24 protein-coding genes are annotated in these 25266 nt (G+C 36.9%); 21 read left to right on the forward strand and 3 right to left on the reverse strand.

Annotated features, from left to right (window positions below; all coding sequences use genetic code 11):
- The first annotated feature begins 255 nt into the window (after positions 1–255).
- The 3 genes from RZN25_00005 (at position 256) to coaD (ending at position 2036) form a co-directional block, all read left to right on the forward strand.
- Positions 256–525 (forward strand): DUF2129 domain-containing protein, encoded by a 270-nt coding sequence (locus tag RZN25_00005; protein ID MEQ6375215.1) that lies wholly within the window; start codon positions 256–258, stop codon positions 523–525.
- A gap of 463 nt (positions 526–988) precedes the next feature.
- On the forward strand, positions 989–1555 hold the full coding sequence (gene rsmD, locus RZN25_00010) for a 16S rRNA (guanine(966)-N(2))-methyltransferase RsmD (protein MEQ6375216.1): 567 nt from the start codon (positions 989–991) through the stop codon (positions 1553–1555).
- A 1-nt stretch (position 1556) separates the two neighbouring features.
- Positions 1557–2036, forward strand: coding sequence for a pantetheine-phosphate adenylyltransferase (coaD, locus tag RZN25_00015; protein ID MEQ6375217.1), 480 nt, complete (start codon positions 1557–1559; stop codon positions 2034–2036).
- 312 nt (positions 2037–2348) lie between these two features.
- Here the strand turns inward: coaD and ylbJ are convergent, their stop codons facing one another.
- Positions 2349–3551: a sporulation integral membrane protein YlbJ gene (gene ylbJ, locus RZN25_00020; GenBank protein ID MEQ6375218.1), complete on the reverse strand. Its 1203-nt coding sequence runs from the start codon at positions 3549–3551 to the stop codon at positions 2349–2351.
- Positions 3552–3730: 179 nt separating this feature from the next.
- On the opposite strand from ylbJ, the gene RZN25_00025 reads away from it, so the two are divergent.
- Both RZN25_00025 and RZN25_00030 read left to right on the forward strand, forming a co-directional pair.
- Positions 3731–4519: a patatin-like phospholipase family protein gene (locus tag RZN25_00025; GenBank protein ID MEQ6375219.1), complete on the forward strand. Its 789-nt coding sequence runs from the start codon at positions 3731–3733 to the stop codon at positions 4517–4519.
- Entirely contained in the window at positions 4519–5538 is a 1020-nt protein-coding gene (locus RZN25_00030; protein MEQ6375220.1) for a SepM family pheromone-processing serine protease, read from the forward strand. Before RZN25_00025 ends, RZN25_00030 begins: the two co-directional genes overlap by 1 nt.
- A 394-nt stretch (positions 5539–5932) precedes the next feature.
- On the opposite strand, the gene RZN25_00035 is transcribed toward RZN25_00030, so the two are convergent.
- Complete coding sequence (locus tag RZN25_00035) at positions 5933–7153, reverse strand: nucleotidyltransferase (protein ID MEQ6375221.1); 1221 nt, start codon at positions 7151–7153, stop codon at positions 5933–5935.
- A 220-nt stretch (positions 7154–7373) separates the two neighbouring features.
- On the opposite strand from RZN25_00035, the gene RZN25_00040 reads away from it, so the two are divergent.
- The 4 genes from RZN25_00040 (at position 7374) to RZN25_00055 (ending at position 9744) form a co-directional block, all read left to right on the forward strand.
- Positions 7374–7889 (forward strand): YceD family protein, encoded by a 516-nt coding sequence (locus RZN25_00040; GenBank protein MEQ6375222.1) that lies wholly within the window; start codon positions 7374–7376, stop codon positions 7887–7889.
- A 48-nt stretch (positions 7890–7937) separates the two neighbouring features.
- Positions 7938–8111 carry a 50S ribosomal protein L32 gene (gene rpmF, locus RZN25_00045; protein ID MEQ6375223.1) on the forward strand — a complete coding sequence of 58 codons (174 nt, stop codon included), beginning with the start codon at positions 7938–7940 and terminating at the stop codon, positions 8109–8111.
- A 273-nt stretch (positions 8112–8384) separates the two neighbouring features.
- A complete protein-coding gene (locus RZN25_00050) occupies positions 8385–9161 on the forward strand; it encodes an enoyl-CoA hydratase/isomerase family protein (GenBank protein ID MEQ6375224.1) in 777 nt (258 codons plus the stop codon).
- A 67-nt stretch (positions 9162–9228) separates the two neighbouring features.
- Complete coding sequence (locus RZN25_00055) at positions 9229–9744, forward strand: RsfA family transcriptional regulator (protein MEQ6375225.1); 516 nt, start codon at positions 9229–9231, stop codon at positions 9742–9744.
- A 35-nt stretch (positions 9745–9779) separates the two neighbouring features.
- Here RZN25_00055 and RZN25_00060 read toward each other — a convergent pair whose 3' ends face one another.
- Positions 9780–10265 (reverse strand): N-acetyltransferase, encoded by a 486-nt coding sequence (locus tag RZN25_00060; GenBank protein ID MEQ6375226.1) that lies wholly within the window; start codon positions 10263–10265, stop codon positions 9780–9782.
- Between the two features lie 198 nt (positions 10266–10463).
- Here RZN25_00060 and RZN25_00065 point away from each other — a divergent pair, with 198 nt between their 5' ends.
- The 12 genes from RZN25_00065 (at position 10464) to murD (ending at position 25215) form a co-directional block, all read left to right on the forward strand.
- Positions 10464–11357: a 2-dehydropantoate 2-reductase gene (locus tag RZN25_00065; GenBank protein ID MEQ6375227.1), complete on the forward strand. Its 894-nt coding sequence runs from the start codon at positions 10464–10466 to the stop codon at positions 11355–11357.
- A complete protein-coding gene (locus RZN25_00070; GenBank protein ID MEQ6375228.1) occupies positions 11350–11733 on the forward strand; it encodes a DUF3397 domain-containing protein in 384 nt (127 codons plus the stop codon). The genes RZN25_00065 and RZN25_00070 overlap by 8 nt, the downstream gene beginning before the upstream one ends.
- Before the next feature lie 77 nt (positions 11734–11810).
- Positions 11811–13436 (forward strand): bacillithiol biosynthesis cysteine-adding enzyme BshC, encoded by a 1626-nt coding sequence (bshC, locus tag RZN25_00075; protein ID MEQ6375229.1) that lies wholly within the window; start codon positions 11811–11813, stop codon positions 13434–13436.
- A 241-nt stretch (positions 13437–13677) separates the two neighbouring features.
- Entirely contained in the window at positions 13678–14109 is a 432-nt protein-coding gene (mraZ, locus tag RZN25_00080; GenBank protein ID MEQ6375230.1) for a division/cell wall cluster transcriptional repressor MraZ, read from the forward strand.
- A 25-nt stretch (positions 14110–14134) separates the two neighbouring features.
- On the forward strand, positions 14135–15076 hold the full coding sequence (gene rsmH / locus RZN25_00085; GenBank protein ID MEQ6375231.1) for a 16S rRNA (cytosine(1402)-N(4))-methyltransferase RsmH: 942 nt from the start codon (positions 14135–14137) through the stop codon (positions 15074–15076).
- Positions 15077–15110: 34 nt separating this feature from the next.
- Positions 15111–15497, forward strand: a complete 387-nt coding sequence (gene ftsL / locus RZN25_00090) for a cell division protein FtsL (protein ID MEQ6375232.1) — start codon at positions 15111–15113, stop codon at positions 15495–15497.
- Between the two features lie 15 nt (positions 15498–15512).
- Entirely contained in the window at positions 15513–17747 is a 2235-nt protein-coding gene (locus RZN25_00095) for a penicillin-binding transpeptidase domain-containing protein (protein ID MEQ6375233.1), read from the forward strand.
- 213 nt (positions 17748–17960) lie between these two features.
- Positions 17961–19904, forward strand: coding sequence for a stage V sporulation protein D (locus RZN25_00100; protein MEQ6375234.1), 1944 nt, complete (start codon positions 17961–17963; stop codon positions 19902–19904).
- 119 nt (positions 19905–20023) lie between these two features.
- Complete coding sequence (locus tag RZN25_00105; GenBank protein MEQ6375235.1) at positions 20024–21487, forward strand: UDP-N-acetylmuramoyl-L-alanyl-D-glutamate--2,6-diaminopimelate ligase; 1464 nt, start codon at positions 20024–20026, stop codon at positions 21485–21487.
- A 12-nt stretch (positions 21488–21499) separates the two neighbouring features.
- Positions 21500–22861, forward strand: coding sequence for a UDP-N-acetylmuramoyl-tripeptide--D-alanyl-D-alanine ligase (murF, locus tag RZN25_00110; protein MEQ6375236.1), 1362 nt, complete (start codon positions 21500–21502; stop codon positions 22859–22861).
- Positions 22862–22882: 21 nt separating this feature from the next.
- Positions 22883–23869, forward strand: coding sequence for a phospho-N-acetylmuramoyl-pentapeptide-transferase (mraY, locus tag RZN25_00115; protein ID MEQ6375237.1), 987 nt, complete (start codon positions 22883–22885; stop codon positions 23867–23869).
- The gene (murD, locus tag RZN25_00120) at positions 23866–25215 is read left to right on the forward strand and encodes a UDP-N-acetylmuramoyl-L-alanine--D-glutamate ligase (GenBank protein MEQ6375238.1); all 1350 of its coding nucleotides are present in this window, start codon (positions 23866–23868) and stop codon (positions 25213–25215) included. The genes mraY and murD overlap by 4 nt, the downstream gene beginning before the upstream one ends.
- Positions 25216–25266 lie beyond the last annotated feature (51 nt).

A 25266-nucleotide genomic window follows, 5' to 3' on the forward strand; every position in this document is an offset into this window, starting at 1 on the left:
ACGAATTTTGTTATCGATTCAATCGACGTAAATTTGATGGTGAGTGGTTCAGTCGCTTACTAAAGTTGTGTGCATCTTCAAGCGCTATTACTTATTCTGAGCTAGTGGATAATCATTAAACTAAATTGAATGTCTATCACAAAGGGCTCGCTATTTAGCGAGCCCTTTGTAAATTGACAATTCAAGCAATTTTGCCTACACTAAAAACTGTATATGCTATTTAGAACGTTTACATAACATGGGGAGGGCGGAGTAATGGAACGCCAAGGAATTATCGTATGGTTTCAGCATATGAAAAACGTGCGCCAATTTAAAAGGTTTGGACATCTATTATATGTTTCCAAGGAAATGAAGTATGCTGTTATTTATGTTAATCAAGATCAAGTGGAACAAGTTAGTGAAAAACTGAATCGTCTTCCCTTTGTTTCAAAGGTGGAGTTATCTTATAAACCGTTTATTAAGACGGTCTTTGAAAGCAAAAAAAATGACAAGGAAAAAGAATACGAGTTTAAGTATGGATTATAGTTTGTTAGAAACTTGGCTTATCAGTAAAGGGATTCTTGAAAGCGTATTTTGCTTTTTTTGAAGCCCTTATACTCTTGAGTGCAAGTTCTAAGTTCTAATGTACTATCAAACGAACACAGTTATAATGATAGCAATAAAGTGCAAACCCCCTTAGTCAATAGGGTGTGGAGCTAGACAATTCTCTAACAACTTATAACTGATACTATAAAAAAAGCCTGCAGAGTGGCGTACACTCTGCAGGTTCCTTTTTGCCCCTACTATATAGAAGCAAGAAGGCAAAGGGAGAGGAGAAACCGGAGGAAGAACTTATGGGGAAACGTAAGTCTTCTCCGTCTTCTTGGAACAACTGTTTAGCTGTCCCTATGAAATATTATGGACAGTATTCCATGTTTTATACTTCACTTTTTCTTTTCTTGAATTTTTGTGATAGGATATTACAGAGAATCTGTTCAGGAGGAAAATCATGAGAATTATTGCTGGTGTCCATAAAGGCAGACATATAGAGCCTGTTCCTCATCAATCCACCCGTCCTACAACCGATAAAGTTCGTGAAGCTATTTTTGATATGATTGGTCCTTTTTTTAATGGAGGACTAGCTTTGGATTTATTTGCAGGAAGTGGGGGGCTAGGGATTGAAGGATTAAGCAGAGGATTTTCAAAAGTTATTTTTGTTGATCACCATCCTAAGGCTATAAAAACATTAAACCATAATATAAAAGAACTTAAGTTAGAAGATAAAACGGAGATCTTTAGAGCTGATGCAATTCGTGCTCTAAAAGGCGCGAGCAAACGTGATCTAGCTTTTGACTATGTTTTCTTAGATCCTCCCTACTTAAAATTTTCTATTCAAGACATTTTAATGCAATTGGAAGAACTAACTCTAATAAAAGACCAGGCTATTATTGTTTGTGAACATGATCAGAAGGAATCTTTACCGGATATTTTGAAAGGATTTCATAAAATAAAAGAAGAAACTTATGGAAGCGTTATTAAAGTGACAATCTATAAATGGAACAGGAAGGGCGAATAAGATGAAAACAAAAGCAATATGTCCAGGCAGTTTTGATCCCGTTACATATGGTCATTTAGATATTATTAAAAGAAGCGCTAAAATTTTTGATGAAGTGATCGTGGCTGTTTTCAATAATCAAAGTAAGTCACCATTATTTACAGTAGAAGAACGCCTTCACCTTTTAAGAGAAGTAACAAAGAATATAGGGAATGTAAAAGTCGATTCTTGCAATGGACTTTTAATGGATTATGCTAAAGAACAAGGAGCAAATGCCATCATACGTGGATTAAGAGCAGTTAGTGATTTTGAATATGAGATGCAGATTACTTCAATGAATCGAAAGTTAAACGATAATATAGATACCTTTTTTGTCATGACAAATAATCAGTATTCTTTTCTTAGTTCAAGTATAGTAAAAGAAGTTGCTAAATATCATGCTTCTGTTACAGATCTTGTTCCAAAAGTTGTTGAGGAAGCCCTACAAAAGAAATACTCCTAAAAAATCGCCAACTGGCGATTTTTTATTGTATCAGCTATAACTTAGGGCAGTTGATAGTATAAAAAACTAAGGCTTTCTCCATTAAGACTTGGCGGTAAACCAAGTTTTTCAAAAAATAAAGTATGAAATTTGTCTAGCTCCAGTGAAAAAGCTTCATCGAGTAATCTTCGAAGTTTTTGCCCCAAGTAATCGCACAAAGGAAAGCTACATAGAGGTACTTCGCAGAAACAAGTGCTTTTTCTTGTTTCGAAAGGCGCTTGCGCTTTTCTTAGGAGTATTTCAACTTTAAAATAATGTAAGGTTCTAATCTTTTTAAGATATCCAGCGCTTCAATTGTATAAAAATTGCTAAGGTTAAGGCAATTAAAGTAATGAAAGGTCCCCAAGAACTAATCAAGTGTAGCCAATCAATAGATCTGTCCCCAAATGACATTTGAACCGCAATCTCATCTGATGAAATGGCTTGTCGATTTACATATAAAGGAACAAAAAGTAGTACCGATAAGACACTTGCAAAAAAACCGTGAATCAACCTTCCGATGAAGTAAGGTTTAAAACGAATATCGGTCTCTCCTAGTATACTTGCCACTTGAGCTTGAACAGACAAACCATTGAAACCTAAAATGAAACTTACAACAATAATTTGCTCTAGAATCGATACATTTTGTGCTAGTGAAATCATCTGAGAACCAAGAGTAATCTCAAAGATACCAGAAATAAAAGGAATGGAAAGGTCATGTGGTAGCCCAATTAAATCCATCAATACATTCAACATTTCTGCAATAAATGGGGTGATATTAACTAAAAAAAGCAGTTTATTGAATACAGAAAACATGATGATAAATCCACCGATCATAAGCAAAGTATGTACAGAGCTGAGAACAGCATCCCCTAAGATTTTCCCAAAACCTCTCTTCTCTTCTTTTTGGGTATCATACATCGCCAACAGAGCTCGCTTCAATGAAAAATGTGAAGATTTATTGTTTTGATCATTGTTTTCTTCTTTACGACCATAAAACCTCATAAAAAAACCAACAAAGGCATTAGCACCATAATGGCTTACTGCTAGAAGTAGGCCTAGTTTTGGATCATGGAAAAAGCCGACTGAAACAGCGCCAAAAATAAAAAGCGGATTAGATGCATTAGTAAAGGATACAAGCCTTTCTGCTTCAATTCTGGAGATCTGCTCCTCCTGTCTTAATCGAGCTGTGATTTTTGCCCCAGAAGGATAGCCACTAGCCATTCCCATGGCCCAGACAAAGCCTCCAACACCCGATACTCTAAAAACGGGTCGCATCAATGGTTCAAACAAAATTCCAATAAATTTTACAACTCCAAATCCGATAAGAAGCTCTGCTGTAATAAAAAATGGAAGTAAAGAAGGGAATACGATCTCCCACCACATGTCTAATCCTCTTAAGGATGCTTCCAAAGACTGATCGGGGTAAATAATCAAGCAAACAGCCAGCGATAAAATTAAAAATGATGATGTATAAACTTTTATGTGACTTTTCATTCAAAGTGCCTCCGTTCCTTGCTTGGTCGCTATTTCTGTACTTATAGGAACAAAAAATGTAGAATAATCTTATCCCATTAGCAGAGACGCAGTGGCATGTCCCTTCTAACAATATACGCACATTAATCCTTGAGTTATGCCATAAAATAGAAAAAAGGGAGTTAAAGGGGGGGGGAGTTGTGCGAGATATTAAAATAGGTCTTGCACTAGGATCAGGTGGTGCTAGGGGATTTTCTCATTTAGGGGTTTTGCGGGTCTTTCATGAGGAAAATATAAAAGTAGATTATATTGCTGGAAGTAGCATGGGTGCTTTGGTGGGTTCTTTGTATGCTGCTGGACAATCTATTGAGGATATGTACCAGTTAGCTTATACATTTAAAAGAAAGTATTATTTAGACCTAACAGTCCCTAAAATGGGATTTATTCAAGGGAATCGAATTCTTGAATATATAAGGTTGTTTACATATGGTAAAAGTTTTGATCAATTACCTGTTCCTTTGTCAGTAATTGCAGCTGACTTATATACAGGGAATAAGGTTGTTTTTAATAAAGGTTCAGTTGCAGAGGCTGTTCGAGCGAGTGTTTCTATTCCAGGCGTTTTTGTACCAGTTCCTTATGGTGATCAATTGTTAATCGATGGAGGAGTCATCGATCGAGTTCCTGTTTCCGTAGTGAAAGAGATGGGAGCGGATATCGTAATAGGAGTTGACTGTGCCCACTTCAAAGATAATCATGATGTTCATTCTATTTATGATGTTATTATGCAGAGTATTGATATCATGCAGGATGAACTTGTAAAAGACGTTAAAGTTAATGCTGACGTTTTATTATTGCCATCTGTTGAACAATACAGCTCAAGATCATTTACAAACATTAGAGAAATTGTTGAAGAAGGAGAGCGAGAAGCCAGAAGGAAACTCCCAGAAATTAAGAGAATGATCGAGAAGTGGAAGGATGACCAAAGGTGATGTCTAACAAACGATATATGGCGGTTCTCATAATAGTTTTTTTAATATCCTTATTTGTAGGAAGCTATAGGCTTCCATATTATGTTTATAAACCAGGATCTGCTGATGCACTAGATCCAATGGTAACGGTTCAAGATGCTTTTAATAGCGAAGGAGATATGCATTTAGTAACGGTAAGGGGAGGGCAAGCAACTCCTCTTCAATTGTTACTAGCTTATATCCAACCGTTTTATGATATTTATCCTATTGAAGAAATTCGACCTGAAGGTGTTACAGAGCAAGAATACATGAATGGACAGCTCCACATGATGGAGACTAGTCAAGAGGCATCTATAGTAGTTGCTTATGAAGCTGCAAATAAAGAAATTTCAATTGAATATATGGGAGTCTATGTCATGAGTATACTAGATGGTATGCCTGCAGGAGAATTCCTCGAAATTGGGGACCGAATCATTCAGGTAGATGATATAAAAGTCGAAAAATCAGATGATTTGATTGACTATGTCTCTACTTTTCGTGAGGGTGAGTCAGTGGCTATTTCCTTTACTAGAAGTGGTGAAACCAAACTAGTTAATATTCCTTTAGCCGAATTTCCTGAGAATCCTGAAAAGGTGGGAATCGGAATTTCGTTAGTTACAGATCGTGAAATAGTTGTTGATCCAGAGGTGGAGTTTAAGAGTGGTGACATTGGGGGACCTTCAGCAGGGTTGATGTTTTCTTTAGAAATCTATGATCAATTAACAGAAGAAGATATTACAAAGGGATATCAAATTGCTGGCACAGGGGAAATCAACTATAATGGCGAAGTTGGCCGGATAGGCGGCATAGACAAGAAAGTTGTCGCGGCTGATAGCGAGGGAGTAGATGTCTTTTTCGCGCCATATGAAGGTGGTGCAAAAGACTCTAATTATGAAGTAGCTAAAAAAGCAGCTGAAAAAATTGGAACAGACATGAAGATTGTTCCAGTAGATACCTTCCAAGAGGCGTTATCCTATCTGCAAAACTTGGACCCTAAGTAAAGGGAAACTTCAATCAGTGTCCGTCCCCCTCGGATTGTAAGTGCTCAGGGGTATGATCTAAATGCCTTTAAACTATACGGTCATTTATGGGCAGCAGTAACACCCTCACCTACTCTTCTCGTTTTAGTTAAGATTTAAGGTAGGGTATTACTGCCTGTTCATTTAGACAAAATGAACCAAAAAAAGAGAGGGGTTTCTTGGAAAACGAGGAATCCTTTCTCATTTTTCGCATGATAAAAGTATAAAATTTGTCTAGCCTCAGCGAAAAAGCATCATCGAGTAATCGCACAAAGGAAAGCTACATAGAGCTACTTCGCAGAAACAAGCGATTTTCTTGTTTCGAAGGGCGCTTGGGCTTTTCTTATTAAGAGGTTTCTTTGAAAAACAATTTTTTCTACTTCATAACTTTCCCTAATCTTATTGGTGGTTGGTATTCTCTTTGTAATTGTTTTTGTTTCAGAGAGATTGGCAAAACACTAGTGTAAGCCGCTGTTGCCTTCTTTTCAATTTCAGCTATCCAATGGTCAGAATGATGAAGAGGGTGGATAACTGGGATTTCTATTCGATCTTTGACATAACGAAGATATTTTTGACCAATATCATCCATTCCTAGTACTCGAACATAAGGAATCTTAGGAAGGGAGTATGCAACTTCATCTTTTTTTGTCCCAGTTAAAATGTGTGTAAACATACGTTGTAATCTAGTCCATGTATATCGCTTGGTTTTGAGTAGATTCACCCAATTTTCGAAGTTTTTTGAGGTGAGAGCTGTTTCTTTTAACCTAAATTCAATGCCCTCATCTACTCCTAAAAATTTTGATAACTCATCAGTTGATGAAGTTAATATCTTATAATGTAAAAGGGGAAAATAACCCTCCCATTCATGCCACCTGCCATACTCTTCATAGTAGGAAGTCAATGTTTGATAAGTTGTTTTAGGTATGGCTACTTTTGCTAGATTCGTTATTTCTTGGTGGGTAAATATCTCCTTTCTGATACTTGTGGCACTTGCAATTTTATCTGCTATAAAGGGGTCGTGGTAATGACTTTTTGTTCTTTGAATAGTTAGTGGCTTCATATTATAAGAGTTATCCAAAATCTGTTTCACATAGCTATAACCCAAGATATTGTTAGGCTGTGTTAAGTCGATAGTTTGCTCGGAAATTCCAATTTGTGAGTATGCTTGCTTAGCTGCTTGAGGAAAGGAAAGTCCTTGTTGTATAAATTGAAGATGAAGTTCTTCAAATTCTGACTTTTTTTCTTTTTGTAAAGTATATGTATTTATAAAAGGGTCGATTGTTCCCTTTTCACTTCCAAAACATAGATAGTTTGTATCAAGGGCCTCTAACAGTTGAACGGCACCTTCAGCAAAACGATCACTATTTTGAACAGCATAAACATAAGGAAGCTCGATAACAAGGTCAACTCCAGACTGTAGGGCAATCGAAGCCCGCTCCCATTTATTAATAATGGCAGGTTCTCCTCTTTGCAGAAAATCCCCACTCATCACTGCTATGATACAGTCAGCATTAGTTACCCTTTTAGACTCATCTAAATGGTACTGGTGACCATTGTGAAAAGGATTATATTCGACGATAAGGCCACATGAAATCATTGTTTTTTCACTCCTCGTTCTCTCCTTGCCTATCTATTTTAGACTATTATCGTAGTAAAATCTAGAATTCATCCTGTTGTGAGAATTTCATGTTTTGAAAAGGGAATGATATAATCAATAAATAGTGTCTATAAGAAGGAATATGAATGGTGTCAAGAAAAGATATTGACAAATAGGCTAATTCCTTTTACAATAATTTTTGTTGCCTTGAGGTGATTATATGTTATTTCCGCTTCAAAAAATTAGAGCGGCCAATGGAAATTCAATTGAAATCAATGAAACCGTTGACTTGAGTGAAGTAAAAAAAGCAGATATGGATATAAGGGAGATCTCCCCGGTAAAAGTTACTGGTACAGTAAATAAACGTGGGGATGAGATCACTTTTTTACTTCATATTGAAGGAAAGATGATCCTGCCCTGCTCTAGAACTTTAGTGGATGTCCCTTATCCTTTTTCAAAGGATTTTGTTGAAGTTTTTTCTACTAGTCCTTACATTCAAGAAGGAAATGAAGAAGAAATTCATCCAGTTCGAGGAGAAGTCCTTGACTTAAAGCCCTTTATCAAGGAAAATGTTTTATTGGAAGTTCCTTTGAAAGTTGTAGCAGATGATGCAGAGGAGCAGAATTCACCTAGGGAAGGGAAAGGCTGGGAATTTATAGAGGAAGAACAGTCCTCGCAAAAAATTGACCCACGCCTTGCAAAACTTCAAGGTTTTTTTGATGATGAAACGGAGTAAGAAGATCCTTTAAATAGAGCCGGATCTACCGTGAAGGAGGTGTAACACATGGCAGTACCTTTTAGAAGAACGTCTAAGAAAGTAAAACGTCAACGTCGTACACATAAAAAATTACAGTTACCAGGAATGGTTGCATGTGACAATTGCGGAGAATATACAAAGTCTCATCACGTGTGTAAGTCTTGTGGACATTACAATGGAAAGCAAGTAGTGGAACAATAAAAAGACAAGGAGGATACTCGAGCTTTCGAGTATCCTCCTTTTTTAAAAGATTAAAAAAATCCGCCCTAGCTTCTGCGAAAAAACTTCACCGAGTAATCCTCTCAATTTCGCGAGCTGTGTTTCCTTTACTCTGCGTGACCCACATCCTCGAAAATGTAAAGCTCATTGTAACAAGTGTCTCTCACCCCATACGTCGAGAGTCAAGGGAGTTTGTTCTTTTGTTAGCAGATAGGAAAGTATAATTTTCTTATCTTTATAAAGGAGATGCTGATATTGTATAACACCATTACTTATTCTACATATAAACAAGGGGGACTATTAATTTTAAATCGACCACATAACAGAAATGCCGTTTCCTTTGAAATGATTGAGGAACTCAAAATGTTATTGCAGGATCTAAAGAATGAACCCAATATTAATTATCTCATTTTAACAGGGGCAGGATCTAGTTCCTTCTGTTCGGGAGGGGACTTACATGAATTTCACCCCAACATAAAGAAAAATATTCTTCTTGAAAAACTTTCTGCCATGAAGGGAATTCTCTATGATTTGGCTACATTCCCAGTACCTACTATTGCCCTGCTTAATGGACATGCTCGAGGGGGAGGCTGTGAAATTGCATCTGCCTGTGATTATAGAGTGGCTCAAGTTGGAAAAACTTTTGGTTATGTTCAAGCTGATTTAGGAATCTCAACTGGTTTTGGAGGAGGGAGTTTCCTATATAAGAGAATTTCCTCCAAACAAGCATTTGATTGGATTATGAAAGGAAAGATCTACACTTCTGAAGAACTGCATAATGTTGGATGGATCGATTCATTATTTCGTGAAGAAGGAATAGGTCACTATTCGTCTATTCCGCTGATAAGAACTTTAGAAGAACGAAATCATTATCAACTTATTCTTTGGAAAAAGCAATATATGAAAGAAATTGGGATTTTGAATGAAGATTTTTTAGAACAATTATCAAATGAAATACATGGTTGTACTCAATTATGGGGAAACAAACGCCATAAGGAGGCAATAGATTTGTTTTTTCGCCGGAAAAAGTAGGAGTCTTTCGATTCTATCAACCCTATGAATTGCATAAATTGTTAGTAAAATGAATAGGAGGGATCGAATGACAACACGTCAAGATGCTTGGAGTGAAGAAGAAGATTTAAAACTGGCTGAAATCGTGCTTAGGTATATAAAGGAAGGTAAGACTCAGCTTGAAGCTTTTACAGAAGTAGGGCACTTGCTTTCAAGAACCCCGGCAGCATGTGGGTTTCGATGGAATGCAACTGTTAGAAAACAATTTGATGAAGAGGTAAGAAAGGCCAAAGAAGAAAGGAAGACTAAAAAAAGACATTTACAAACGTCTCTAGTTAATTCATTGTCACTTCCTCTTATAGGTCAAAATGGAGAAACTATTGACGAAGCAATAGCTATACTTGAGAGAATGAAATTAGAGATGGACCATAAAGTGTCTAAAGTGAAAGATGAGAAGGAACTGGCTTATTTAAAAGCGGAGAACGAACAACTTAAAAATGAAATTCGCCGCTTCCGATTAGCTTGGCAGGAAATGGGGAAGGTTTGGCAATGGGCAATTAAAGAAGAAAAAGAGAAAGACGATTTACCTAAGGAAATATCTTAATGGAAAGTAAAAACGAAGGCGTGCTGCCTTCGTTTTTACTTTCCTGTAGGATCTTGTTCTTTTACTCCTTCTGGTAACCAAATTAAAGGATTTTCCCCTAAATCTCTTTCCATATCATAATGCACCTTTTGAAACCCCATTTTTTCCCAAAATCCGTGGCTGTTTATTCTCGGATTGGTTTTGATAGGCAGTTTAAAACTCTTCGCAAAATCAACAAGCTTCTTCCCTAAATTTTTACCCTGGTAGTCTGGGAGTACTTCCAATTTCCAAAGCTCTAAATAATCTTGAGGAGGTTCAAAATAATAATCATATTTTTTGTTTCTTCTATAAAGACTCATTCGTGCAACGAGTTTATTACCAAAATATATTCCGTAGAATGGTGACTCGGAGTCGTTCTCAACCATATTATTTTGCAAATCTTCCATCATGGACAATTCCTGTACTCCATACTCTTTAAACAGTTTAAATTCTTCAAGTGTTTTATAATTCACAAGTAAACGTTTTACTTCTAAGTTTTCCATTAAACATCCCCCTACAAAACTTTATCATATCACCTATAGTATAATATAAATATTTTCTGAATGAAACGAATTGTTAGATTATATTATGAAATCCATAAAAAAACTTTTGTTCATATTGTTTCCTAATTATAAAATGATTATAGTAGATAAGTAGCGATTTTTAAAAGAAAATGGGGAAAAGTCTGGAGGCGCATACAAGTGAAGATAGGAGTAATTGGTGGAGGGGCTTTAGGATTATTGGTATCGGGATTTCTAGCTTTGCACTCCCATAATGTCACACTTTATTGTAGACGCGAGGACCAACAAAAGAATATAGACAAAAATGGAATCTATATTGAGTCCGCTGTTCAAGCGAATTTTAATGTACGGGTATCCACTGGTATATTTCCTCATATTCAAGAGGAAGAACTCTTTATTGTTGCAACGAAGCAAAATGCCATCCATGATGTTATGAAAGTTCTTTCTAAGAAACTTCGTTCGGGTCAAGGAGTACTGTTTTTGCAAAATGGAATGAGCCATATTCAATGGTTTGACTGTATTCCGACAACAGTATATGTGGGTACGGTTGAACATGGGGCAAAAAAGGTATCTGATACACAAGTTGTACATACAGGAAATGGGCAGATTAATATCGCTATTTGGAAAGGAAATAAAGATTTGCTAGGTCTATCAGCTCGTCTACATCACGATACCTTTCCTTTTATATGGAAAGAGGATGGGCAAGCTCTATTAAAGTGGAAATTGATTGTGAATGCGGTAATCAATCCAATTACCGCTTTGTTCAAAGTGAAAAATGGAACTATTCTGAATAATGCCTATCTGTTGAAAATGGCCTATGACCTTTGCCAGGAAGCTAGTGGCGTTCTAAGGTTGCCCTTTGATGATGCCTGGAAATATGTTCAACAAATTTGTCAAAGAACATCGGAAAACGAATCATCCATGTTAAAAGATATTTTGAATGGACGGCAAACAGAAATTGATGCTATTTCAGGCTTTATTATAGATGAAGCAGATGATCAACCGATCCCCTATACTCTTTTTGTGTATCAAAGTATAAAAGCATTGGAAGAAGAGGAGAAAAGGAATGGTTAATGTTTTAGCCTATACAGTAGCCACTGGGATGACAATACCGCTCCCTATTGCTATAGTTACATATATGATTGTTCAAAAAACAACAAAAAATAATCGTCTTGCTGTAGATCTAACAGTTCATCTTTCCACTGTACTATTTATTGGAGGAGTTCATACGCTTCTCTATGTAATATTTGCTCGTTCTTTTCTTTCTTGGATCTTAATTTTAATCCTAGTTATTGCTAGTGTTATGGTTATTTTTCATTGGAGGGTTAAGGGAGAAATAATTTTTAGAAAATTCGTTAAAGGATTTTGGAAATTTAATTTTTTGATCTTTGGTTTACTATATATATGTCTCGCGGTTTTTGGATTAATTCATCGTATCCTTTCAATTTAAGCAAATCAGATGAAAGATAGAATAGACTTTAGTACAATTACATTCAAGTCAAACATGTTAGAAAGGAAACATATAAGATGACAGTAGAAGGGGTTTACATAGATAACGAAAGCCAATTTATGAAGGATTATCGTAATCAGTCTGCAAGCGTGATGCCTAAATTTCACTACAATCCCTATGATGAACAGGTAGATAAACAACGATTATTAGAACTTGATCAACGTGCTTATCCAAGGAATGAACTGGTAGAACATTTATATGTTTATAATGAAAAACTTGGTGCAGACACAAAAACGCTATCCCAAATCAAAAGACTTTCAGATGAAAAAAGTGTTGTGATTGTGGGAGGGCAACAAACAGGACTGCTTTCTGGCCCCCTATATACCATTCACAAAATTATTTCTATTTTATTATTGGCGAAAAAGAAAGAACAAGAACTGAATAGGCCTGTAATTCCCGTCTTCTGGATGGCAGGAGAGGACCATGACTTTGAAGAAATTAATCATATCTTTTTACCAGAAGAAAAGAGAATGAAAAAAATGAGAATCCTTCAAAAGGAGTGGACAAAAAAACCAACCTCTCAAATCACATTAGACCAAGAGGCATTCAAACAATGGATGGACAGAATATTTGAGCTCCTTCCAGAAACAGAAAATACTAGAATGTTGTATGTTCAAATAACGGATATAGCCAACCAATCAGAAACATACGTTGATTTTTTCGGGAGATTTATCCATCATTTATTTCAAGAAGAGGGACTGGTTTTACTTGATTCGAATCATCCTGAAATTCGCAAGATAGAAAAAGACTTTTTTAAACTAATAGTTATTCAACAAAAGGGAATAGCCTCCGGTACAGAAAAGATGGTAATGGATTTGATAAAGGGAGGATATCCAAAGCCATTTGATGCAAATACTTCCGATGGACATTTGTTCTTTCATAAAAATGAAGAGCGAGTGCTTCTAGTTCGTGATCAAGATGGTCACTGGGTAGGGAAGAACGGAGATATAGCTTTCACTGAACCTGAACTCCTGCATTTAATCCAAGAAACTCCAGAACAATTTAGTAATAATGTAGTCACACGCCCGGTGATGCAAGATTTGCTTTTACCGACTTTAGGCTTCGTTGGAGGCCCAGGTGAAATTGCCTATTGGGGTGCATTAAAGTTAGCGTTTGAAGCGGCAAATATTCGAATGCCACCCGTGTATCCGAGGTTATCCTTAACTCTCATTGACAGAGAGGTGCAAAAGTGGGGGAATCAACTACATTTTTCCTTAAAAGATGCCATTGAAAATGGATTGTTGACTCAAAAAAATCATTGGTTAAGGCATCAAGCTAATCCACCTATAGAAAAAATGGGGGATGAGCTAAAATTTGTTATTGAGGAAGCCCAACGCCCTATAAAGGAGTTTGCCCAAAACGTTGGTAAGGACTTAGGGCAATTAGCCGAAAAAAATCTAATTCACATGTTCCGAGAGGTGGATTATTTACAGGATCGAATTTATATGGCAATGGAAGAAAAATATGAACAAACTTTATCAAAATATAACCGTGCACATATAGAGCTTCGTCCAGAGAATGGTTTGCAAGAGCGATGTTGGAATATTGTTTACTGGATGAATCTATACGGAACAGATTTAAGTAAAAGACTTTTAAGAGACGATTATGATTGGGCAGCAAATCATCATATTTTTTATTTGTAGTGTTAAAATAGTCTAGGCAAATGCTGGGAAAGGAAGCGAATTCACAGACAGGGATAGCGCCACCCTTTTTAAAAACCTCGACAGTTTTTCAACAGACTAAAAAGATGGAATCGAATGATTCCATCTTTTTTTGGTTTTTTCTCATATAGGGGAGGACTTTTAATATATAAAAAAGAATAAATAAAGTGGTAGAAAGTGGGGGAATGTGGTATCTTAAAGTAAGAAAGTGGGTGGCCGGGATATGTTTATGGGAGAATTTCAACATAGCATTGATGCGAAGGGCAGAATAATAGTACCGGTCCGCTTTAGAGATGAACTTGGAGAAACTTTTATTGTTACAAGAGGACTTGATCAATGCTTATTCGGTTATCCTATGAGCGAATGGAAGGTTCTCGAGGAAAAAATGAAAAAACTTCCACTTACGAAAAAAGATGCACGTGCCTTCACTAGATTTTTCTTCTCTGGTGCAGTCGAATGTGAAGTGGACAAGCAGGGCAGAATTAATATCCCTCCACCTCTACGAGATTACGCAAAACTCGACAAAGAGTGCGTTGTAATTGGTGTCTCTAATCGTATTGAATTATGGGATAAAGCTAAATGGGGTACGTACTTTGATGAATCTGAGGAATCTTTCACTGAAATTGCAGAAAATATGATGGACTTTGATCTATAACACAGAAAGAAAAGCGGTGAAAAGGTTGTTTGAACACTACACAGTATTAAAAAAAGAAACAATAGAAGGGCTTTCTGTTAAGCCAAATGGGGTTTATGTCGATTGTACATTAGGTGGAGGAGGCCATAGTGAACAGATTGTTAGAAGATTGAATGAATCTGGACATTTATTTGCCTTTGATCAAGATGAACAAGCTATTAAATTTGCAAAAAGTCGACTATCAGAATACGGGGATAAAGTTACGTTTATACGTAGTAATTTTAGATATTTAAAAAAGGAACTTGAGGAAAGAGGAATCCAAGAAATAGATGGAGTTTTATTCGATTTAGGAGTATCTTCACCTCAATTGGATCAAGAGGAGAGAGGCTTTAGTTATCATCAAGATGCTCCCCTTGATATGAGAATGAACCAGGATCAGTTGCTATCAGCATATCATGTGGTAAACGAGTGGTCATATGAAGATTTGGTACGTATTTTCTTTCGCTATGGGGAAGAAAAATTCTCGAAACAAATTGCTCGTGTCATTGAAAAAAGAAGAGAATTAGCTCCCATTAAGACAACCGGACAGCTAGTTGAGTGCGTGAAGGAAGGGATTCCTGCTCCTGCAAGAAGAAAGGGAGGACATCCTGCCAAACGGGTTTTTCAAGCGATTCGAATAGCAGTGAATGATGAATTAGGAGCATTTGAAGAAGGATTAGCTGATGCGGGAAAGCTTGTAACTGTCGGTGGGCGAATTGCCGTCATTACTTTTCACTCCTTGGAAGACAGAATTTGTAAACAGATGTTTAAGGCATGGAGTGAATATCCAGATTTACCTAAAAATATTCCTGTTATTCCTGAGGAGTTTCAACCGGAATTTAAACTGATTACTAGAAAACCAATTGCTCCTTCAGATTTTGAATTAGAGGAAAATAGAAGGTCACGGTCTTCCAAATTAAGGATAATAGAAAAGATTAGACGCAAATAAATACAATCATGATAAAATGGGAAGGTGGAGAAACATGGCATCAACCGTAAGAAAATTAGAAACCTTAGGTCAACAAAGGCAACAACAAGTTCCTTACCAACCAATACAACCGAAAAAAAGCGAGCAAGTTGGTTCACGGAAATGGATTTCAACAGGTGAAAAGTGGTTATATAGTTTGTTTGCGATTATGATGATTGTTTCTTCAATCGTTGTCGTTACTTATTCAGCAAGTATCGATTCTACAAACCGTCAAATACATAGTTTAGAAGGAGATATTCAAGATCTGAAATTGCAAAGTCAGAGCTTAGAGTTAGAAGTCAAAGAGCTTTCTAAACCAGATCGTATTTTAGAAATTGCTAAAAATGCTGGTATGGATATCCGATATGCTGAAGTTAAACAGGCAAAGACGTTAAACAATTAAAATAGGAGTTTATATATGTCAAAGGGGAAAAAGAGCAGTAAACAAATGGCGGCATGGTTTATGGCGTTTTTTTCAGCCTTATTCTTGCTTTTGGCTGGAAGATTTTTGTACATTCAATGGACAGGGGTTGTTCAAGGTCAATCTTTACAGCAATGGGCAGATGAGAAAAGAACAAATAATTATACACTCCCTGCTGAGCGAGGAAAAATCATTGATCGAAATGGGATGGTTTTAGCCTATGACATCCCAACCTATAATATTTATGCAATCGTTGATGAATCTTATTCTGAAAGGTTACAGGAGCCAAAACATGTGGTTGATGCTAGAAAAACCGCTGATGCATTGGCTCCTTTATTGAATATGGACCCCAATGAGATTTATCAAATTCTATCTAAAGAGGGACAATTCCAGGTGGAACTTGGCACCAATGGAAGATATCTATCACAAAAAAAGAAGGAAGAAATAGAAGCATTAGATCTTCCAGGGATTCAGTTTAATCAAGTTCCTAGACGTTTTTATCCAAATGGACTTTTTGCCTCTCAAGTGATCGGGTTTGCTCTTTCCAAAGAAGGAGTAATAAAAGGAAGTATGGGAATAGAAAAGGAAATGGACGATTACCTCAGAGGAACCCCAGGTGAAATAAGCTACAAAAGGGATAAATACAACATTAAACTTTTGCAACCTGAAGAAATCATGACTTCTCCTAAGGATGGTGCTACTGTACAACTAACTTTAGACCAAAAGATCCAAACTTTTCTTGAGGATGCCATGTCGCAAGTAGAAGAACAGTATCAACCAGAAAAAATTATAGCAGTTGTAATGAATCCGAAGACTGGAGAAATCTTGGCGATGTCTAATCGTCCAAGTTTTGACTTAAATGACCGAAGTAATATTACAAATTGGTATAATGATGTAGTCTCTACTCCGTACGAACCGGGTTCTACTATGAAAATTTTCACGCTAGCTGCAGCCATTGAAGAAGGAGTTTTTCATGGTGGGGACACTTATCAATCTGGCCAATACAAGATTATGGAGGAAAGCAAGCCTATTAGAGATCACAATGGAGGAAAAGGTTGGGGCCAAATTACATTTTTGGAAGGTGTTCAACGCTCCTCGAACGTTGCTTTTGCTAAATTAGTATGGGAGATTCTTGGTACAGAAGTCTTTCGAGAATATTTGGATAAGTTTCACTTTGGACAGCCAACAGGTATAGATTTACCCGGAGAGCAAGCAGGTGAAATTTTATTTAATTATCCTATCGAGAAAGTAACAACCGCATTTGGACAGGGTTCAACTGTAACACCTATTCAACAAATGATGGCATCTAGTGCCGTTGCCACAGATGGAACGATGGTAAAACCTTATGTAATAAAAAAAATTATGGATTCTGAAAATGGAGAAACCATCAAAGAAGGAAAAACGGAACAGGTGGGTTCACCCATTTCTGCTGAGACCGCAAAAGAAGTTCGAGAAATACTTGGAACTGTTGTAACTGGGGAACATGGAACAGGAAAAAGGTATCAACTTGATGGTTATTCAGTTGCTGGTAAAACAGGAACGGCTGAAATTCCAAATCCAGATGGTCCAGGCTACTTATATGGTCATGGCGAATATATATTTTCTTTTTTAGGAATGGCACCTCTAGAAAATCCCGAACTCGTAATGTATGTTTCAGTGAAGCAACCCAAACTAGAAAAAACGGAGTCTGGGGCAGAACCAGTTTCTTTTATTTTTCGTACAGTAATGGAAAATAGCTTGAATTATCTTGAAGTAAAACCGGATACAGTAGATGTACCTGACATTACTTCTGTTTCTGTAGATCCTTTTGTTGGTAAATCTATAGAAGATGCCAAGAAGGAATTAGTAAGTAAGGGGATTCAACCAATTATTCTTGGGAACGGAAACACAATTAAAAGAATTCATCCAGATCAAAACACGGTTCTTCCAGGAGAGGATGTTTTTCTTTTAACATCAGATGATGAAATTACCATCCCAGACCTCACTGGCTGGTCTTTGAGGAAAGTAATGATGTTAGCCGACTTGCTAAAACTCGATATTGAAATAGCAGGCAATGGCTACGTAACGTCTCAGAGTAGACCTTTTGGAGATACGATAAGACCGAAACAGTATTTATTAGTAGAATTATCAGAACCAGAAAATGGACAGTCAGAACGAACAGGGGAAGGTAGTGTAATAGAACAAGAACAACTAGAAGATGAAAATCAGGAAAACCAATTGCAAATAGAATAAGATTAAAATTCAACCGGTGGCCGTCCCTCATGGATTGTTAGCGCCCAAGGGTTGACCATTAAGATTGGTGGTGCGGGTATTACTACCCGCTCATGCGGGATAATATTCATAGCAAGTAAAGATTCAAAAAGATAAGAACTAGACAGTGTTCTAACCAGTTCGCATAAAACATATACTTGGAAATAACGTAAAGTAGGACAAGAAGGTGATGTCATGAAACGTGTTTCTCAAGTAACAATGCGAAAAAGGTTGGTCACTGTCTTTTTGGTATGTTGGGCTGTTTTTCTCATTATTGATGTAAGGCTTGGGTATGTGCAATTTATTAAAGGAAATGAAATTGCGTTAAAGGCAGAGGATCTATGGAGTCGAAATATTCCATTTGAGCCTGAACGCGGGGAGATTTTGGACCGTAATGGGGAGGTTTTAGCTGAAAATGTTTCAGCACCTACGGTAATGGTAGTCCCAAGTCAAATTAATAATCCTCAAGAGACTGCAGAAAAATTAGCATCAGTACTTCCCATTACTGTGGAGAAGGCTTATCAGCATGTAACCAAGAGAACAAGTATTGAGGAGATCAAGCCGGAGGGTAAAAAAATTTCTATTGAAAAAGCAGAAGAGATTAGAATGTTAGATCTAGAAGGAGTCTATATTGCAGAAGATTCAAAGCGCCATTACCCAAAAGGATCCTATCTTTCCCATGTTCTGGGATTTGCTGGAATTGATAATCAAGGACTAATGGGTATTGAGCTATCTTATGATGAAGAGCTGAGTGGGGAGAAAGGAAGCCTTAAGTTCTATTCAGATGCAAAAGGAAGAAAGATGCCGGATATTGCTGACTCTTACAAGGCACCAAAGGATGGTCTGGATCTTATGCTCACAATCGATGACAGAGTCCAAACTATTATTGAAAGGGAATTAGACAAGGCTGTCGCGAAATATAATCCTGATGGGGCTATTGCAATTGCAATGGACCCAGACAATGCAGAGGTATTGGCCATGTCTAGTCGTCCAACTTTTGATCCAGAAAAGTATCAGGAAGTAGACCAAGAAGTCTATAATAGGAACCTACCTATTTGGAGTACATATGAACCAGGTTCTACTTTTAAGATTATTACCCTTGCAGCTTCTCTCGAGGAAAAGGTAGTTGATTTAGAAAAAGATAAATTTTATGACGATGGATCTATTGAGGTTGCTGGGAACCAACTCCATTGCTGGAAAAGCGGGGGACACGGAGATCAGACATATTTAGAGGTTGTCCAAAACTCATGTAACCCGGGGTTCGTCAATTTGGGAGAACGACTTGGAAAAGATAGATTATTTGATTATATTCGTGATTTTGGATTCGGAGAAAAAACGGGAATAGACCTTCAAGGTGAAGGTAACGGGATTTTGTTTAAAGAAGAGAATATCGGTCCTCTTGAAGCTGCAACCACAGCATTTGGTCAAGGTGTTTCTGTTACACCTATTCAACAGGTAGCGGCTGTTTCTGCTGCCATTAATGGAGGATATCTTTACCAGCCCTATGTTGCAAAGGCTCTAATTGATCCGATTACTGGTGAAATCGTTTCTGAGAAAAAACCTGTTAAAAAACGTCAAGTCATTTCAGAAGAAACCTCAAAGGAAATTCGTTACGCCTTAGAAAGTGTAGTTGCCCAAGGTACAGGGAAAGGAGCCTACGTTGAAGGTTACAGAGTAGGTGGGAAGACCGGGACTGCCCAAAAGGTTGGTGAAGCCGGAGGATATTTAGAAAATAATCATATTGTTTCATTTATCGGATTTGCCCCTGCGGATGACCCGGAAATTGTAATCTATGTGGCCATTGATAATCCTAAAAACACAGTTCAATTTGGAGGAGTCGTAGCTGCTCCAATAGTCGGAAATATCATGGAGGAAAGCTTGCGGGCCCTTGGTGTAGAAAAAAGAAAAGAAGGTATTGAAAGAGAAGTACAGTGGCCTAATGTTCCATTGGTAGAGGTTCCAAACTTAATTGGTCTAGAAACAAAGGATCTACAGAAATATTTGCTTCAAGTTCAATTGGACGCTGCAGGTGAGGGCAAATATATTGTAGATCAAGCTCCAGCACCAGGTGTAAAAATAGAACAAGATGAAAAGATTCGAATATTTCTATCCGATAAGCCATTAAAGAAAAAAGATTAAAAAATATATTTGTACATCTAGAACATTTGCTATAATAGTTGTAGCTTCTATCTGGTAATCAATCTAAAAGCTTGAAAAAGCTTAGGATGTATGAATGAACAGTTAGGAGTCGAACGAAAATGAATATTCATGAATTGATTTCAATCCTTCCGTTTTATCAATCCTATGGAACCATCCCAGACATTCAAATTGAAGGTATTGAAATGGATTCAAGGAAAGTTAATTCTAACTTTTTATTTGTTTGCATTGAAGGTTTTCATGTAGACGGTCATCAATTTGCCCCTCATGCAGTCGAGCGAGGGGCATGTGCCATTATAAGTCAAAAACCATTGGATATTCAAAGTGTTCCAGTGATTGTAGTCAATGACACGGTAAAGTCCCTAGCTATGATTGCAGACAAATTTTATCAATCTCCAACTCGTAGTCTAAGACTAATTGGGATTACAGGAACAAATGGGAAAACTTCTATATCTTATATGGTTGAAAAAATGTTTCAAAATATCGGGGAAATTACTGGACTTATTGGTACTATTCAAATGAGGATTGCAGAGAAAGAGTATGATGTAAGAAATACTACTCCAGACTCGTTATTTTTGCAGGAAAGCTTTCATAAGATGGAAAAGAGTGGGGTTTCCACTGCAGTGATGGAAGTATCCTCCCATGCATTAGATTTAGGAAGAGTATTTGGCTGTGACTTTGACATAGCAGTCTTTACTAATCTAACTCAAGATCATTTGGATTATCACCAAACGATGGAGGAATATTTCAGGGCAAAAAGCATGTTATTTTCACAACTGGGAAATACATACGACAAAGATCCTAAATTTGCAATAATTAATCTAGATGATTCATATGGAGAAAAATTACTTCGATGTACTGCCCAGCCAGTGATCACTTACGGATTAGAAGCAATCGCAGATATTGTCGCTAAAGATATTGTGTATGAACCTACAGGAACTACTTTTACCATTCGAACTCCTATAGGCGAAGAAGAAATTTCCACTCCACTTGTAGGTAAATTTAATGTCTACAATATTTTGGCGGCAACTGGTGTTGGTTTAGCTGCTGGAATTTCCCTCCCTGTTATGAAAAAAACGTTTGAACAGTTGTCAGGAGTTCGTGGCAGATTTGAATCAGTGCTCACGGGTCAATCATTTGGAGTGATCATTGATTATGCACATACACCTGCTTCCCTGGAAAATGTCCTAGAAACGGCAAAAGAAATGACAAATGGAAAAATCCATGTTGTAATAGGCTGTGGAGGTGACAGGGATCGAACGAAAAGGCCGAAAATGGCTCAAGTTGCTATAAAATACGGTGACATAGCTATCTTCACTTCTGATAATCCTAGAAGTGAAGATCCACAGGATATAGTTAATGATATGATTTCTGGTATAAACGGGGATAATTATATTGTTGAATTAGATCGTAAGAAGGCTATTGAGAAGGCTATCCTGGCAGCAAAACCAGATGATTTAGTTCTCATAGCTGGAAAAGGACATGAAACGTATCAAGAAATAAATGGGAACGTTTATCCATTTGATGATAGAGCAATTGCCTTACAAGTACTGAGAGATCTATAAAGGAGAAATTTTATGTTATTCGCAACTAAGGAACTAACTGACCGGTTTCCTAATCATCAAGGAGCCATATACGATGCCATACAAATTCAATCCATTATGACTGATTCACGAAAAGATTCCAAGGGAAGTTTGTTCGTTCCGATTGTTGGAGAGACATTTGACGGTCATGATTTTTTAAACGAGGCTATAAAAAAAGGTGCAATTGCAACCTTTTGGCAAAAAGATCATACATTACCTTCCTATATTCCAACTGACTTTCCTGTTTTCTTTGTTGAAAACACGATTCATGGTTTACAGGAATTATCTATCTTTTATTTAAGTAAAGTGAATCCAAAGGTGGTTGCGATTACTGGTTCGAATGGTAAAACAACAACAAAGGACCTTGTGGCGTCAATAGTCTCTCAAAAATTTATTACCCACAAAACACAAGGTAATTTAAATAACCATATCGGAGTCCCTCTTACCATTCTATCTATGCCTTTATCAACAGAAGTTTGTGTATTGGAAATGGGAATGAACCATTTTGGAGAAATAAGCGTACTTTCCAAAATAGCTAGACCTCATTTCGCTATTATTACCAATATAGGGGAGTCGCATATTGAGTTTTTAGGATCTAGAGATGGAATAGCAAAAGCAAAGTCAGAGATTCTGGATGGTCTGAGAGAAGATGGGACGTTTATATGCGATGGAGATGAACCCCTGTTAAAAAACACGAATGCAGAAAGAAAGTTATCATGCGGTTATCAGGAAGAAAATGATTTCTACATTTCAAGCATCAAGCAAAATCTTAACTCCACTAATTTTATAATAAATGAAAAGAAGGCTTTTACTTTTTCATTGTTAGGAAAACATAATGTTAAGAACGCAACCTTTGCTATTGCTGTAGGAGAGCTTTTAGGTATGGCTGACAAGGATATTCAAAAAGGTTTAAATGAAATTGAAATAACCAAAATGCGTTTTGAACCAGTAGCAGGAAAAAGAGGGTCTCTGATTATTAATGATGCTTATAATGCTTCACCTACGTCAATGAAAGCAGCTATACAATTAGTTCAGGAAATGCCACATAAGAAGATGAAAGTTCTTGTTCTAGGGGACATTTTTGAGCTTGGGGACAAAAGTGAAGAGTTCCACCGTTCTATTGCTGAGGTAATAACTGATGACAGTCATTATTTGTTTACCGTTGGAGAAAAAGCAAAATGGATTGCTGAAGAAGTTCTAAACAAACAAACCACAGTAAATGTTACTATCTGTAAAGACCGGATAGAACTAATTCAAAAGGTCGAACCATTGCTTCAAGAGGAAACGATTGTTTTAATCAAAGGATCGCGTGCGATGAAGCTTGAGGAATGTGTAGAGTCTTTTAAAGAAAGCTAATTCCAATAGGAGGAGATTGAAATGAACCAGGGAATATTGCTTATTACCTTAATTATATCATTTTTATTTACAGTACTCATCTCTCCTATTATCATTCCTTTTTTACGGAGATTAAAATTCGGGCAGAGTATAAGAGATGAGGGTCCAAAATCTCATATAAAAAAAACAGGAACGCCTACTATGGGCGGTGTCATGATTATTTTTGGAATCATATTTACAACCTTGCTTGTCAATTCACAATTTAATCTCAACCCAATGTCTTTTGAGGTTTTGTTACTTTTATTTGTATTAATTGGTTACGGACTTATTGGATTTTCAGATGATATTATAAAAATTATAAATAAAAGAAATTTAGGCTTAACCTCCAAACAGAAAGCTATAGGGCAACTTGTTATTGCAATAGTTGTCTATGCGATCTTAAGGTCGCACGGTTTCCCAACTTATATTCAAATTCCAGGTACAGATATTCAATGGGAGATTGGGTTGGCTTATCCTGTCTTTATTTTATTTATGTTAGTTGGTTCTTCTAATGCGGTGAATTTAACGGATGGCCTTGATGGACTTCTAGCTGGGACGGCAGCCATTGCTTTTGCAGCGTTTGGTATTTTAGCATGGAATGGAAATATTCAACCCGAGATTGCTATATTTTGTATGGCTATTGTTGGATCGTTGCTTGGATTTTTAGTATTTAACGCACATCCTGCTAAGGTTTTCATGGGGGATACAGGATCCCTTGCTTTAGGTGGAGCAATTGCCACAGTCGCTATACTTACAAAATTAGAGCTTTTATTAATTATTATTGGGGCGGTATTTGTTGTTGAAACATTATCTGTTATTATCCAAGTAATTTCTTTTAAAACGACTGGAAAAAGGGTATTTAAAATGAGTCCTCTACACCATCATTATGAGTTGTTGGGATGGTCTGAATGGAAAGTCGTTTCTACCTTTTGGATTGTAGGCCTATTATTTGCAGCATTAGGATTATATATTGAGGTGTGGTTGACGTGAACAAATTAGAGAATTTTCCCTACAAAAATATACTTGTTTTAGGCCTTGCAAAAAGCGGAGAAGCAGCTGCAAGGCTTCTTCATCGTAGTGGTTGTATGGTGCGGATCAATGATTACCAAGAGGAGGGTAAAAATCCGCTGGTTCAGGAACTTAGAAAGGAAGGTCTTGAAGTCATCACCGGTGGTCACCCACTCACTGTTTTATCTGATATTGAATTAGTAGTTAAAAACCCTGGTATTCCTTATTCGAACTCTATTGTTAAGGAAGCAATAAAAAGAAAAATACCTGTGATTACTGAAGTTGATTTAGCTGGAAGAATGATAAAGGGATCGATTATTGGTATTACAGGTTCCAATGGTAAAACGACAACGACTACTTTAATTTATAAGATGATTGAACAAGATCATATACCGGTAGAAATAGCTGGAAACATTGGAAAGACTGCTTCTTTGGTAGCGAGTGAAGCTGATCCGGAAGCAGTTTTTGTTGTAGAATTATCCTCTTTTCAATTAATGGGGATTCAAATCTTTCGTCCACACATATCTGTGTGGTTAAACCTTTTTGAAGCCCATTTAGATTACCACGGGACCATGGATGAATATGCCAAAGCAAAGGCGAAGATTTTTAAAAATCAAACCTCCGATGATTATTTTGTATACAATGCTGACGACTTGTCTATTAGACAGTTTCTTTTAGAATGTAAAGCAAAGGTAATCCCCTTTTCAACTACTTCAAAACAGTTAGAAGGAGCTTGGGTAGATGATGAATGGATTTATTTTCGAGATGAACGAGTTATTAGATTAAGCCAGGTAGTACTTGTGGGGAAACATAATTTAGAGAATATTCTTGCAGCTATTGCTTCTTCCAAACTCATTGGGGTTAATAATGAATCTATTGTTCATGTTCTTGAAACTTTCGGTGGGGTAGAGCACAGATTACAGTTTGTCAAAGAATTAAACGGCAGGCGATTTTATAATGATTCAAAAGCAACGAATATCTTAGCTACATCTAAAGCACTTGAGGCATTTGAACAACCTGTTATCCTGCTGGCAGGTGGATTAGATAGAGGAAATTCTTTTGATTCTTTATTACCTCATCTTAATTATGTAAAGGCGTTAGTTGTTTTTGGTCAAACATCAGAAAAAATTAAGGAAATAGGAAAACAAAAAGGAATAACAAAAATTATAAAGGTCGATAATGTTAGAGAAGCAGCCGTTAAGGCTTATGAAATCTCTGAAGAGGGTGACATCATTCTGTTATCTCCAGCATGTGCGAGTTGGGATCAATATCGTACATTTGAAGAACGAGGAGACATGTTTATGAATGCTGTGCATACATTAGAGTAGGGGCTTGTTTCTCTGATGTGCCAAGCCCCATTTATGTTCGAAATGGGGTGT

Source organism: Bacillaceae bacterium S4-13-56 (genome assembly GCA_040191315.1).
Lineage (GTDB): Bacteria > Bacillota > Bacilli > Bacillales > JAWJLM01 > JAWJLM01.